The following is a 12495-nucleotide window of genomic DNA, read 5'->3' as shown; positions in this document are numbered from 1 at the left end:
CGATCCGCTACTTGTCGCGGGGCTTCGCGCGGGTGTGCATCCGCTCGCCCTGCGGCCCGAACAGGCTGAGGATCTCCACCGGCGCCTCCCCGGTGCTGCCGAACCAGTGCGGCAGCCGCGTGTCGAACTCGGCCGCCTCGCCGACCTTGAGCACGACGTCGTGGTCGGCGAGCACCAGCCGCAGCTTGCCGTTGAGCACGTACAGCCACTCGTAGCCCTCGTGCGTCCGCGGATCGGGGTCGCTGCGGTCGGCGCCGATGACCATTTTGAAGGCCTGCAGCCCGCCAGGGTGCTGGGTGAGCGGCACCACCGTCATGTCGTGCTGCCGGATCGGCTTCAACCGCACCCGGGGATCGCCGACCGGCGGGGCGCCGACGAGCTCGTCCAGCGGCACCTGGTGGGCGTTGGCGATCGGCAGCAGCAGCTCCAGGCTGGGCTTGCGCTGCCCGGACTCCAGCCGGGACAACACGCTGATCGAGATCCCGGTCGTTTCCGACAGCGCCGCGAGGGTGCAGTTGCGCTCCTGGCGGATGCGTTTGAGCCGCGGTCCGACGGCGGCGAGGACGTCTTCCATGTCCTTATTGCAGAAACAGCAACAAGGTTTGTCAAGTTCGCCGGGCCGGGCGCATGGTGGGTGCCATGAGGTCGGAAACGGTAGACGTACTGGTCATCGGCGGTGGCGCCGCCGGGTTGAACGCCGCGCTCGTGCTTGCGCGGGCCCGCCGCCGGGTGCTCGTGGTCGACTCGGGCGAGCCGCGCAACGCGCCGGCGCACCAGGTGCACGGATTCATCTCGCGGGACGGCACGCCGCCGGCGGAACTGCTGGCCACCGGTCGAGCGGAGGTCGAGAGCTACGGCGGCCGCGTCGAGGCCGGCGAGGTGCGCGCGGTGCGGCGCGACGGCGGGGAGTTCGACGTCGAGCTGGCCGACCGCGTGGTGCGGGCGCGCCGGTTGATCGTGGCCACCGGACTGCGCGACGAGCTCCCGGAGGTCCCCGGCCTGCGGGAACGCTGGGGGCAGGACGTGCTGCACTGCCCGTACTGCCACGCCTGGGAGGTCCGGGACCAGCGGTTCGGCGTGCTCGGCTGGCAGCAGGGGGCCGTGCACCAGGCCCTGCTGGTGCGGCAGTGGTCGGACGACGTGGTGTTCTTCGCCGAAACCCTGGACGGCGACAGCCGCGCGAAGCTGATCGCGCGCGGCGTCCGGATCGTCGACGGCGCGGTCGGCGGCCTGGAGGTGGCGGGCGACGAGTTGCGCGGCGTGCGGCTGGCGGACGGGACCGTCGAGGCGCTGACCGTGTTGTTCGTGCCGCCCCGGTTCGTGCCCAACGACGCGTTGCTGACCGGGCTGGGCTGCGAGCGCGGCGACGACGGCTGGGTGCGGGTCGATCAGGGCGGGCTGACCAGCGTGCCGGGGGTGTGGGCCGTCGGCAACGTGGTGGACCCGCGTGCCCAGGTGGTGAACGCGGCGGCGGCCGGCGGGAAGGCCGCGATCGCGGTGAACGCAGACCTGGTGGAAGCGGATCTGCTGGAAGTGGCGCGGTGAAGGACGTCGACTGGGCGGCGATGGCCGACATGCTGGAGCGGGAGGGCGAAACGCACGACCCGTACGTGCGGGAAGCCATCGGGGAACTGGAACACCTTGCGCCGCAACGGATCCTGGACATCGGCAGCGGTCCGGGGGTGGTGGCCTGCCTGCTGGCGGCGGCGTTTCCGAAAGCCGAGGTCACGGCCGTGGACGGGACGCCGGAACTGCTGGCGCGCGCCGAGCGGCGGGCCGAGCGGTCCGGTGTCGAGGTGCGCACGCGGGTGGCCGAGTTCCCGGCGGGCCTGGACGGCCTGGAACCGGCTGACCTGGTGTGGTCGGGGCAGGTCGTGCACCACGTCGGCGATCAGCAGGCCGCGCTGGACCGGCTGGCCGGGCTGCTCGCGCCCGGCGGCGTGCTGACCATCGTCGAGGGCGGGCTGCCGGAGCGCTGGCTACCGCGCGACCTCGGCTTCGGGCGTCCAGGCCTGCAGACCCGGCTGGACGCGGCCACGGCGGACCGGTTCGCCCAGATGCGGGCCGAGCAGCCCGGATCGGTGCGGGTGCTGGAGGACTGGCCCGGCATGCTGCGCGCGGCAGGCCTGACCGACGCGCGCAGCAAGACCTTCCTCGTCGACCGCCCGGCGCCCTTGGCCGACGGGCCGCGACGGTACGTGCGCCGGTTGCTGGAGCGCCAGCGCGGGGCTTTCGCCGAGGTCCTGGACCCCGAGGACGTGGTCACGTTGGACAGGTTGCTGGACCCGGCCGATCCGGCGGGCATCGACCGGCGGCAGGACCTGTTCCTGCTGACCGCCAAAACGGTGCACTTCGGCCGCAGGCCGGGATCCTGATGCGCGTTCCGGGTGGCTAACGCGACCCGGAGCGCTCGTCGAGCGGGGTCGGCTGCCAGGCGCGGGCGAGCTGGTCGCGAAGCAGGGCCTCGGGGCTGTCGTCGTCGCCGTTGAGCAGGTCGTCGAGCCGGATGACAGTGTCGCAACGGGCGATCACGAGTCCTCTGGCGACGAGGTCCTCGCCGTACCCCGCTCGCTCGGCGATGCGGGCGGCGGCGGGTGCACCGACCGAGATGACGAGCCCCGCGACATCCGTTGCCGGATCGCCTGTTTCGGCGTCCGTCCAGTCCAGCACGCCGGAAATCGCGCCGGATTCGTCGACGAGCAGGTGCTCACCCTTCAAGTCGGCGTGCAGCAGGACCTGCGCCCGCGGCGGGCCGACCGGCACAGCCAGCCGCTCCGGGGCGCATTCCGCCCGCAGCCGGTCCTGCGCCGCGAGCCGGCCGGCGGCGGCCGCCGCTTCGCGCACCAGCTCGGGGACATCGCGCTCGGCAGCAGTCGGGACACCCAGTCCGGCGGCGGTGGCGATGGGCACCGCCCGTAGCCCGGACAGCATCACCGCCAGGTCCCGTTCGCCCGCTGCGGACACCGGCCGCGCCTCCGCGGAAGTTCCGGGCAGGCGTTCGTCCACTGTGAACGCCAGGCCGGGTGCCCATTCGCCGGCGGCCGCCGAGCGGGGCAGCGCCACGCCGACGCGGTGGCGGAGCAGGTCGCGGACCGCGAGCTCGCGGCGTTGCCGACGCGTCGACCCGGCGTCCGCGGCGAACCGCGCCACGTGCCGTTCGCCCACCGACCACGCCAGGTGCTCCCCGCCCTCGTCGATCGGGCGTACCTCGAGCGGGCCGCGCAGCGCCAACGCATCCGCGACCAGCGAAGCCACCTGCCGCGCGGTCAAGTTCGTCGAGACCGTCACGCCGACTCAGCCCTCGGAGTTCTGCGCCAGGTAGGTCTCGCGGGTGTGCTCGGTGTGCTCGCGCATCAGCCGGGCCGCCCGGTCGGCCTCGCCCTTGCTGATCGCGTCGATCAGGGCCGAGTGCTCGTCCCAGGACTTCTTGCCCCGGGACTTGGCCACCGGGGTGTGGTACCAGCGGACCCGGCGTGCCACCTGGGCCGCGATCTCCTTGAGGATCTTGTTGCCGGACATCTCGGTGATCAGGTGGTGCAGTTCGGCGTTGGCCGCGACCATCTCGTCGATGTCGTCGGCCTTGAGGGCCTGGACGCCGCGCTTGTAGACCTGCTTGAGGCCGGCTACGCCCTCCTTGGTCGAGTTCAGCGCCGCCAGCCGGGCGGACTCGGCCTCCAGCAGCGTGCGGACGCTCAGCAGCTGGTCGGCCTCGTCCGGGGTGGGGCTGTGCACGAACGCGCCGTAGCCCGGCCGCAGGTCGACCCATTCGTCCTTCTTCAGCCATTGCAGCGCTTCGCGCACCGGCTGGCGGGAAACGCCGAGCAGCTCGGCGAGTTCCTTCTCGACCAGGTGCTGGCCGGGCTTGAGCTCGCCGGTGATGATGAGTTCCAGGATGGCTTCGTAGACGGTTTCCCGGAGCGGGACCGGGCGCGCGACCTGGCGCGCGGCGATGCCCTGCGGCAGTTTCGAGGTCAGCGACATGCGGTCAACTCCGGGGCTGGGCCAGGTCCGCCCGGCGGTCCTGGTCGATCGGTGCGCTTGCGGTCGGCTCGGGTGTTTTGCCCGATGGCTTTAGCATACAGTATGCGTCACTCCGGAACCCGCGGCGACGCCCCGCCTGACGTGATCGTCCACATGGGACGGAGCGCTGGGCCGAACGGATGGAACGGCCTGGTGCTGCTGGACATGGCGTGCGCGGCGGGGCTAGAACCACTGGTGCTGGGCCGAACAGCGGCCTGCGGGGGACAAGCGATCCTCCCAGCCGGAGGCGCTCATGCACGTGCCTGCGTTGTTGTGGTTCGCGACGGCGGGAATCCTGCTCGCGCTCGTAGCCCGCGATCTGGCCTCGGGCTGGCGGGCGCGGCCTGAACCGTCGCCGCGCGACGACGCGCTCGCCGTCGGCGGCTACCTCCTGCTCGCCGCGCTGTTCGGCGCCGCGGTGCTCGCCGTCGGCGATGCCCCGAGCGCCGGGGCGTTCTTCTCCGGGTGGGGCAGTTCGCTGGCGGTGACGGTCGACGCGCTGGTGGTGTTCGTGCTGATCACCAGCGGAGCGCGGGATCGGCGCCGAGTCGTGGTCCTCGGCGTGGCCGCTTCCGCGCTGGCCCGGTGCGGGCTGATCGCGTTCGGCATCCCGAGCGCCTCCGTCATCGCCTGGATCTCCGCGCTGTTCGGCGCCTGCGTGCTCGCCGCCGCGTGGCCGGTCTTCCGCCACGACGACGCGGCGACGCTCCCGGCCGTGCTGGGCAGATCCGGAGCCGCACCGGCCGCGGCAGTGCTGGCGGCCGCTGTGCTCGGCCTGTTCTCGGTGTCGGCGGCGGTGACCGGCGGGGCCTACCTGGCGTTCTGCGCAGCCATGTTCTCCCTGCTCGGCTTCCACCGGCTGTTCCGCCTGGTCGCCGGCCTGATCGACCGGATCCCGGACGCCTCGGCCGGGCTCGCGGTGGTGCTGGTGTTCATCGGCGTGAAGGCGGTGCTGGCCGGGGCGACCGGAACCGCGCCGGACGCGCAGGTGACGGAGCTGACGCTCGGGATGATCGCCGTGGTCGCCGCGCTGAGCGCGATCACCGCTGCGCGGGCGCCCTCGCCCTGATCCGGAATTCGCGCGGGCCGCCCGGCGTTCTGGAAGGACCACGAGATTCCGGTTGGAGGCCCGCGATGGCTTCGGAGGATCGGTTCGACGAACTGGACGTCTACTCGCGGACGGTGGCGGCCGTCGCGGCGGCGATCACGCCCAGCGTGGCGAGCCTGCACTCGTCCGGCGAATGGGGTGAGGCCGCCGGATCGGCGGTGGTGTTCACGGCCGACGGCTTCATGCTGACCAACGCGCACGTCATCGGCCGCGCCGGCGGTGGTACCGCGCGCTTCGCCGACGGCACCAGCGCCCCGTTCACCGTCGTCGGCACGGATCCGCTCTCCGACCTGGCCGTGGTCCGGGCGGCCGGGCAAACGCCGCCGCCGGTCCGGCTCGGCGACAGCGACCGGCTGGTGGTCGGGCAGCTCGTCGTCGCCGTGGGCAATCCGCTCGGGCTCGCCGGATCGGTCACCGCCGGCGTGGTCAGCGGGCTGGGCCGGTCGCTGCCCGTGCGCAGCGGGAACGCGGCCCGGATCATCGAGGACGTGATCCAGACAGACGCCGCCCTCAACCCCGGCAACTCCGGCGGCGCGCTGGCGGACGCGCGGGGCGTCGTGGTGGGCGTGAGCACCGCGGTCGCCGGGGTCGGCCTGGGCCTGGCGATCCCGATCAACGCCACCACTCAGCGCATCGTCGACTCGCTGGTCCGGGACGGCCGGGTCCGCCGCGCCTTCCTGGGCCTGGTGACCATCCCGGCGCCGCTGCCGGACGACCTGGCCGAACGCACCGGGCAGAACACCGGGCTGCGGGTCGTCGACGTGGTGCGGCAGAGCCCGGCGGCCCGGGCCGGACTGCACCGCGGCGACCTGGTGCTGACCGCGGGCGGCAGCCCGGTGCGCGACGCGCAGGGCCTGCAGCGGCTGATGTTCGCGGAGGCCATCGGCCGGCCGCTGCAGATCACGGTCACCCGCAACGGCGCGCTGGTCGACGTGATCACCGAACCCGTGGAACTCCGGGACGGCCGGAGCCAGGCGGGCGGAGCGGGCCCGGCAGCATAGAGTCGGACGGTGCTCTCCGGATCCATCCCGGTCACGCCGGCGCTCGGTGTGGCCATCGCGTTGCTGCTGGTCACCGCCGCGGCGGTCGCCGGCCTAGGCGGGATGGCGCGGTACCGGGACGTGCTGTTCGCCGGCCTGCGCGGCGCCGTGCAGCTGCTCGTCGTATCGCTGCTGATCGCCTACATCGTCCGGTGGACCGCCCTGGCGGCGCTGTTCATCGTGCTGATGTTCGCGATCGCCGCGCACACCGCCGGGCGGCGGATCACCGGCGACCGCACGTGGCTGTGGGCGGCGCTGCCGATCGCCGCCGGCGTCGCCCCGGCGGTGCTGCTGCTCGTCGTCACCGGCGCGGTCCCGCTGACCGGGCTGGTGCTGATCCCGCTGGTGGGCCAGCTGATCGGCGGCGCGCTGGTGGCGACCGCGCTGGCCGGGCGGCGGCTGCTGGACGAGCTGCAGCAGCGGCGCGGTGAGGTGGAGGCCGCGCTGGCGCTGGGGCTCGTGGACCGCGCGGCGCGGCTGGAGATCGTTCGGCCGGTGGCCGGCAGCGCCCTGGTGCCCGCGCTGGACCAGACCCGCACCGTGGGCACCGTGACGCTGCCGGGCGCGTTCGTCGGGATGCTGCTCGGCGGCGCGAGCCCCGTCCAGGCCGGGATCGTCCAGCTGTACGTGCTGGTGGCGCTGCTGGCGGTGGAGTCGGTGGCGATCCTGGTCGTGCTGGAGATCGTCGCGCGCGGCCTGCTGACGCGCACCGGAGCGCGCCTATTCTTCCGGTCATGACGGACTCCCGGCGATGGCCCCTGCACGGGCGGGCCGCCGATGCGGCGCTCGCGCTGGTGGTCGCGGCGATGGTCGTGGGTTCCGGGCTGCTGCGGTTCCCCACCACGTTCGCCGACTTCCACCTGCTGGACGGCCTGCTGATCGCCGCCGCCTGCGCCGCCCTGCTCCTCCGCCGCCGGTTCCCGGTGCCGGTCGCGCTGTTCACGCTGGTGGCGTGCGGTTTCTACTACCCGCTGAGCACCTTCGACGGGCCGCTGGTGCTGGCGTTCGCGGTCGCGCTGTTCACGGTGGCGGCCGAGGGGCGCACCGCGGTGGCGGCGGTCCTCGCCGTCGCGGCGATGCTCCTGGTCGGCTACGGCGAGGTGGGGTCCGGCCGGCGGCACCTCGACAACACTTCGACGTACCTGCTGGCCGGGTGGCTTGTCGCGGCGGTCGCGATCGGCGGCCTGGTCCGCAACCGACGCGCCTACCTGCGCGAGGCCGAGCAGCGGATGCTGGCCGCCGAGCGGGAGAAGGACGAGGAAGCGCGCCGGCGCGCCAGCGACGAGCGGTTGCGGATCGCGCGGGAGCTGCACGACGTGCTCGGCCACCACATCTCGCTGATCAACGTGCAGGCCGGGGCCGCGCTGCACCGCCTCGACGCCGATCCGGGCCAGGCGGAACCGGCGCTGGTGTCCATCAAGCAGGCCAGCAAGGACGCGCTGCGCGACCTGCGGGCCACGCTCGGCGTGCTGCGCCAGGTCGACGAGGCGGCGCCGACCGCGCCCACCCCGAGCCTGGCCCGGATCGACGCGCTGGTCGAGCAGGCCGGGGTCGCCGGGCTGGCGGTGCGCACCGAACTCGCCGGGCCGGTCCGGCCGCTGCCGCCGGAGGTCGACCTCGCCGGCTACCGGATCGTGCAGGAGGCGCTGACGAACGTGACCCGACACGCCGACGCGCGCACGGCTTGCGTGCGGATCCGGTATTCCGATCATGATGTGCGGGTGGAGATCGACGACGACGGAGCCGGCGCAGCGGGCCGGAACACCCACCGGGGCAACGGGATCCGGGGGATGGAAGAACGCGCGCAGGCGCTCGGCGGGGAATTCTCGGCCGGGCAGCGCCCGTCCGGCGGTTTCCGGGTGCACGCTCGCCTGCCTTGGAGGAATGCCACGTGATCCGGGTGCTGCTGGCCGACGACCAGACGCTGGTGCGCGCCGGTTTCCGGTCGATCCTGGGCAGCGAGGACGACATCGAGATCGTGGCGGAGGCGCCGGACGGCGCCGAGGCGGTGCGCCGCGCCGCGGAGCTGCGGCCCGACGTGGTGCTGATGGACATCCGGATGCCGGACCTGGACGGGCTGGAGGCGACCCGCCGGATCGCCGCCGACCCGAAGCTGGCGGCGGTGAAGGTGATCATCCTGACCACCTTCGACCTGGACGACTACGTCTACGCCGCGCTGCGCGCCGGGGCCAGCGGTTTCCTGGTCAAGGACACCGAGCCGACCGAGCTGATCCACGCGGTGCGGGTGGTGGCCCGCGGCGACGCGCTGCTCGCCCCGGCCATCACCCGGCGGCTGATCGCGGAGTTCGCCGACCGCGCCGACCGGCCGGCGCCGCACCCCCGGCTGAACTCGCTCACCGACCGGGAGCGCGAGGTGCTGACGCTGGTGGCGCGCGGCCTGTCCAACGACGAGATCGCCGGGCGACTGGTGCTCAGCCCGGCAACGGCGAAGACGCACGTGAGCCGGATCATGAGCAAGCTGGCCGCGCGCGACCGGGCGCAGCTGGTGGTCTTCGCCTACGAATCCGCGTTGATCACGCCGGGCTGGCTGGAGTAGCGCAACTCCAGGCGTAAGGGATCGCCCCTAGGGCGCAACCGCGGCGGTAGCCGAAGTGTCCGCTCTGGACTGACGACCCGGGGTGCGCCTCGCCGCCAGTGTTGTCGGCGTGAATCCCGAGACCCTCGATCTGGCGCGCCTGCAGTTCGCCCTGACCGCAGGCGGCCACTTCCTGTTCGTCGCCCTGACCATCGGACTGGCGACGCTGGTGGCGTGCATCCAGACCAGGGCGACGCTGTCCCGGAATCCGGTGCACCAGCGGATGACCCGGTTCTGGGGCCAGCTGTACGTGATCAACTACGCCGTCGGCATCGTCACCGGGCTGGTGATGGAGTTCCAGTTCGGCCTGGCCTGGAGCGGGCTGACGCACCAGGCCGGCAACGTCTTCGGCGCGTCGCTGGCGATGGAGACGCTGGTCGCGTTCTTCGTCGAGTCGACTTTCCTCGGGCTGTGGATCTTCGGCTGGGGCCGGCTGAACCGCTGGGTGCACCTCGGGCTGATCTGGGGCGTCACGATCACTGCGTACGCCTCGGCCTACTGGATCATGGTCTCCAACGGATTCCTGCAGAACCCGGTGGGCTACGAGCGGGTCGGCGACGAGCTGCGGCTGACCGATTCCTGGGCCGTGCTGACGAATCCGGCGTCGATCGCGGCGTTCTGGCACATCCTGGGCGGAGCGCTCGTCACGGCAGGCTTCTTCGTCGCCGGGATCAGCGCCTACCGCCTGTTCCGCCGCGACCCGGAGGCGGATCTGTTCACCAAGTCGCTGCGGATCGGGGTGTTCACCGCGCTTCCGGCGTTGTTCGTGACCGCGACCGCGGGCGGGATCCAGTTCGACGTGGTCGGTGACTACCAGCCGATGAAGCTCGCGGTGTGGGGCGGCAGGCAGGCGGAGATCGCCTGGTTGCAGGCGGAGCAGGTCGCCCGCTTCGGTGCCGGTGATTACGTGCCGCCGGAGGCGTGGGTGAGCGCCGGCGGTTCGGTGATGATGGCGGCGTTCGGGTTCATGTTCCTGCTGCTGTTGCCGAGCGCGCTGCTGGCCCTGTTCAGGCCGGTGGTCCTGAGGTTCCGGCCGTGGCACCTGCTGCTGGTGGCGGCGATCCCGCTGCCCTACATCGCGATGCTCGCCGGCTGGGTGTTCCGTGAGATGGGCCGCCAGCCGTGGGTGATCAACGGCGTCCTGCTCACCCGGGACGCGGTCTCCGACGTGTCACCGGCGGCGATGCGGGCATCGCTGGTGGCCTTCACCGTCCTCTTCGGACTCCTGCTGGTGGTGAACTGGGTGCTGCTGCTGCGCCAGGCCGGTCGCGCGCCCGACCAGGTCGCCCTGGGTCGCCCGGAGGCCGAAGTCCGCCCGACCCCGATCACCGCGTCGCTGTGAGGAGACCGCTCGTGGAACTGCTGGCCGTCGTGGCGTTGGGCGTTTTCGCCCTCGGCTACTTCTTGTTGGGCGGTGCGGACATCGGGGTGGGCATGCTGCTGCTGGTGCTGGGCCGCGACGCGGCGCAACGCCGCCTGGTGATCGCCGCCATCGCCCCGTTCTTCCTCGGCAACGAGGTCTGGCTGGTGGCCACCGCCGGCGTCCTCGTCGGCAATTTCCCCGAACTGGAGGGAGAACTGCTCAGCGGCCTGTTCCCGGCGGTGGTGCTGCTGCTGTGCGGCTGGATCCTGCGCGACATGGGGCTGTGGCTGCGCGGCCGGGCGGATGCCCGGGCCTGGTGGGCGATCTGCGACGCGACGATCATCGGTGGCAGCTGGGCGGTCGCGCTCAGCTGGGGCTGGATGTTCTCGGGCCTGCTGGCTGGCCAGATCCACGCCGTGGTCACCGGGCCCGGCGCGGTGCTGGCTGCGGTCGCGATCGCGGCGGTGTTCGCGGTGCACGGGCTGGCCTTCGCCGCGCTTCGGCTGTCCGGTCCGCTGCACCAGCGGGCGAGGGCGTTGTTCGGGCGCGGCGACGAGCGGCGGGCGTTCGCGCTGACGTCGGCGGCGATGGTGGTGCTGTGCCTGGTGGTGGGAATCCGGCTACCGCTGCTGGACAACGCCGCCGATCCCGGCACGCTGGGCCTGCTGCTCCCGGCGATGCTGGTGATCACGCCGCTGCTGATCGCCGCGCAGGCCTACTCGTGGTGGGTGTGCCGGGGCCGGGTGGAAAGGCCGTCGTACCTGTGAACAAGCGACTGCTGGGACTGCTGCCCCGACCCGTCCTGATCGCCCTGGCGTGCCTGGCGCTGGCGCAAGGCACGCTGATCATCGCGCAAGCCGATCTGCTGGCCCGCGCCATCGCCCGGCTCGACCCCGGCTACCTGCCGTGGCTGGCGGGTGCGGTCGTGTTGCGGGCCTGCGCCGCGTGGGCCGGTGGTGCGCTGATCCAGCGCGCTGCGGCGGACGCGAAGGCGGCGGTGCGCCGCGACTTGTTGGCCCGCGCGGGCTCGCAGCGGTCGAGCGGATCGTTCACCACGCTCGTCACCAGGGGGCTCGACGCAGTGGAGCCCCTGCTCACCGGCGTGGTCCCGCAGTTGGTGGTGGCGGCGACGGTGCCGCCGCTGGTGCTGGTGCGGCTGGGCTTCGCGGACTGGTCCTCGGCGCTGATCGTCGCCGCGACCATGCCGCTGATCCCGTTGTTCGGCGCGGTGATCGGGCTGCGCACCCGCGACGTCACCCGGCACCAGTGGGCGCACCTCCGGCGGTTGGGCGGGCACTTCCGGGACGTCCTGGCCGGGCTGACCACCCTGCGGGTCTTCCGGCGGGCCGAGCGCCAGGCGGCGGTGATCGGTCGGATGGCCGACGAGCACCGCAGGGCGACGATGGGCGCGCTGCGCGTGGCGTTCCTGTCCGGCTTCGTGCTGGAAGTCGTGTGCTCGCTGGCGATCGCGCTGGTGGCGGTGCCGATCGGCCTGCGCCTGCTCGCCGGCGGCCTCCACCTCGACACCGCCCTGCTGGTGCTGCTGCTGACGCCGGAGGCGCTGATCCCGCTGCGCGCGCTGGGCACCCGGTTCCACGCCGGGGCCGAGGGGATGGCCGTGGCCGAGGAGGCGTTCGAGATCCTCGACCGCCCAACGGGCGAGCCGGGCGGCCGGCGCCGCGCGATGGCGGGCGAGATCAGGTTCGACGAGGTGACGGTCCGCTTCCCCGGCCAGGAAACCCCGGTGCTGGACCGGGTTTCGTTCGTGGTCCGCCCGGGGGAGCGGGTCGCGCTGGTCGGGCCCAGCGGCGCGGGCAAGTCCACGGTGCTCCACCTGCTGCTGGGCTTCGTGGCGCCGGAGAGCGGGCGGATCCTCGTCGACGGCGTCGACCTGCGGGATCTCGACATCGACCGGTGGCGACGCCGGGTGGCATGGGTGCCGCAGCACCCGCACCTGTTCGCCGCGACCGTGGCCGACAACATCCGCCTCGGCGCACCGGAGGCATCGATGGAGCAGGTGCGCGCGGCGGCCCGCGCTGCGCACGCCGCGGAGTTCGTCGAACGGCGACCGGAGGGCTACCGGTCCCGGCTGGGCGAGCGCGGGGCGGACCTGTCGGCGGGTCAGCGGCAACGCATCGCCGTCGCCCGCGCCTACCTGAAGGACGCGCCGATCGTGCTGCTGGACGAGCCGACGGCGCGGCTGGACCTGCACAGCGAGTCGGCCTTGGCGGCATCGGCGGCGACGGTGCTCAACGGCCGCACGGCCATCGTGGTCGCGCACCGCCCCGCCCTGCTCGCGACGGCCGACCGGGTCATCCGGATTCGCGGCGGTGTCGTCGAATCCCCGGCGGAGGTGGCGGCGTGATCG

General features: G+C 73.0%; 13 protein-coding genes. 10 read left to right on the top strand and 3 right to left on the bottom strand.

Going from position 1 to position 12495, the window contains the following annotated elements:
• Nucleotides 1-7: 7 nt before the first annotated feature.
• Nucleotides 8-574 (bottom strand): helix-turn-helix domain-containing protein, encoded by a 567-nt coding sequence (locus tag E1288_RS11755; RefSeq protein WP_132484230.1) that lies wholly within the window; start codon nt 572-574, stop codon nt 8-10.
• 65 nt (nt 575-639) lie between these two features.
• Here E1288_RS11755 and E1288_RS11750 point away from each other — a divergent pair, with 65 nt between their 5' ends.
• Both E1288_RS11750 and E1288_RS11745 read left to right on the top strand, forming a co-directional pair.
• Nucleotides 640-1545, top strand: a complete 906-nt coding sequence (locus E1288_RS11750; protein WP_408013267.1) for an NAD(P)/FAD-dependent oxidoreductase — start codon at nt 640-642, stop codon at nt 1543-1545.
• Nucleotides 1542-2375 (top strand): class I SAM-dependent methyltransferase, encoded by an 834-nt coding sequence (locus E1288_RS11745; RefSeq protein ID WP_132484226.1) that lies wholly within the window; start codon nt 1542-1544, stop codon nt 2373-2375. Before E1288_RS11750 ends, E1288_RS11745 begins: the two co-directional genes overlap by 4 nt.
• Before the next feature lie 16 nt (nt 2376-2391).
• Here the strand turns inward: E1288_RS11745 and E1288_RS11740 are convergent, their stop codons facing one another.
• Together E1288_RS11740 and E1288_RS11735 are read right to left on the bottom strand one after the other, a co-directional pair.
• Nucleotides 2392-3288, bottom strand: a complete 897-nt coding sequence (locus tag E1288_RS11740; protein ID WP_132484224.1) for a phosphotransferase family protein — start codon at nt 3286-3288, stop codon at nt 2392-2394.
• Nucleotides 3289-3294: 6 nt separating this feature from the next.
• Nucleotides 3295-3981 carry a GntR family transcriptional regulator gene (locus tag E1288_RS11735; RefSeq protein WP_132484222.1) on the bottom strand — a complete coding sequence of 229 codons (687 nt, stop codon included), beginning with the start codon at nt 3979-3981 and terminating at the stop codon, nt 3295-3297.
• A 292-nt stretch (nt 3982-4273) separates the two neighbouring features.
• On the opposite strand from E1288_RS11735, the gene E1288_RS11730 reads away from it, so the two are divergent.
• The 8 genes from E1288_RS11730 to cydD all read left to right on the top strand — a co-directional run bounded on the left by E1288_RS11730 (nt 4274) and on the right by cydD (nt 12492).
• Complete coding sequence (locus E1288_RS11730; protein ID WP_132484220.1) at nt 4274-5089, top strand: TerC family protein; 816 nt, start codon at nt 4274-4276, stop codon at nt 5087-5089.
• Nucleotides 5090-5154: 65 nt separating this feature from the next.
• Nucleotides 5155-6129 carry a S1C family serine protease gene (locus E1288_RS11725; RefSeq protein WP_132484218.1) on the top strand — a complete coding sequence of 325 codons (975 nt, stop codon included), beginning with the start codon at nt 5155-5157 and terminating at the stop codon, nt 6127-6129.
• Between the two features lie 9 nt (nt 6130-6138).
• Nucleotides 6139-6906 (top strand): ABC transporter permease, encoded by a 768-nt coding sequence (locus E1288_RS11720; RefSeq protein ID WP_132484216.1) that lies wholly within the window; start codon nt 6139-6141, stop codon nt 6904-6906.
• Nucleotides 6903-8063, top strand: coding sequence for a sensor histidine kinase (locus E1288_RS11715; RefSeq protein WP_132484214.1), 1161 nt, complete (start codon nt 6903-6905; stop codon nt 8061-8063). Before E1288_RS11720 ends, E1288_RS11715 begins: the two co-directional genes overlap by 4 nt.
• Nucleotides 8060-8725, top strand: a complete 666-nt coding sequence (locus E1288_RS11710) for a response regulator (RefSeq protein ID WP_132484212.1) — start codon at nt 8060-8062, stop codon at nt 8723-8725. Before E1288_RS11715 ends, E1288_RS11710 begins: the two co-directional genes overlap by 4 nt.
• Before the next feature lie 109 nt (nt 8726-8834).
• Complete coding sequence (locus E1288_RS11705; protein ID WP_132484210.1) at nt 8835-10106, top strand: cytochrome ubiquinol oxidase subunit I; 1272 nt, start codon at nt 8835-8837, stop codon at nt 10104-10106.
• 11 nt (nt 10107-10117) lie between these two features.
• On the top strand, nt 10118-10894 hold the full coding sequence (locus E1288_RS11700; RefSeq protein ID WP_132484208.1) for a cytochrome d ubiquinol oxidase subunit II: 777 nt from the start codon (nt 10118-10120) through the stop codon (nt 10892-10894).
• Nucleotides 10891-12492: a thiol reductant ABC exporter subunit CydD gene (cydD, locus tag E1288_RS11695; RefSeq protein WP_165968076.1), complete on the top strand. Its 1602-nt coding sequence runs from the start codon at nt 10891-10893 to the stop codon at nt 12490-12492. Before E1288_RS11700 ends, cydD begins: the two co-directional genes overlap by 4 nt.
• The last annotated feature ends 3 nt before the right edge of the window (nt 12493-12495 follow it).

Origin of the sequence: Saccharopolyspora elongata (assembly GCF_004348985.1) — a bacterium.
GTDB classification, from domain to species: domain Bacteria; phylum Actinomycetota; class Actinomycetes; order Mycobacteriales; family Pseudonocardiaceae; genus Saccharopolyspora; species Saccharopolyspora elongata.
This window is presented reverse-complemented; position numbering and strand designations above follow the sequence as displayed.

Excerpts from the sequence above, each read along its gene's own strand:
- E1288_RS11755 (WP_132484230.1), bottom strand. The coding sequence starts at position 574 with ATGGAAGACGTCCTCGCCGCCGTCGGACCGCGGCTCAAACGCATCCGC.
- E1288_RS11750 (WP_408013267.1), top strand. The coding sequence starts at position 640 with ATGAGGTCGGAAACGGTAGACGTACTGGTCATCGGCGGTGGCGCCGCC.
- E1288_RS11735 (WP_132484222.1), bottom strand. The coding sequence starts at position 3,981 with ATGTCGCTGACCTCGAAACTGCCGCAGGGCATCGCCGCGCGCCAGGTC.
- E1288_RS11730 (WP_132484220.1), top strand. The coding sequence starts at position 4,274 with ATGCACGTGCCTGCGTTGTTGTGGTTCGCGACGGCGGGAATCCTGCTC.
- E1288_RS11725 (WP_132484218.1), top strand. The coding sequence starts at position 5,155 with ATGGCTTCGGAGGATCGGTTCGACGAACTGGACGTCTACTCGCGGACG.
- E1288_RS11715 (WP_132484214.1), top strand. The coding sequence starts at position 6,903 with ATGACGGACTCCCGGCGATGGCCCCTGCACGGGCGGGCCGCCGATGCG.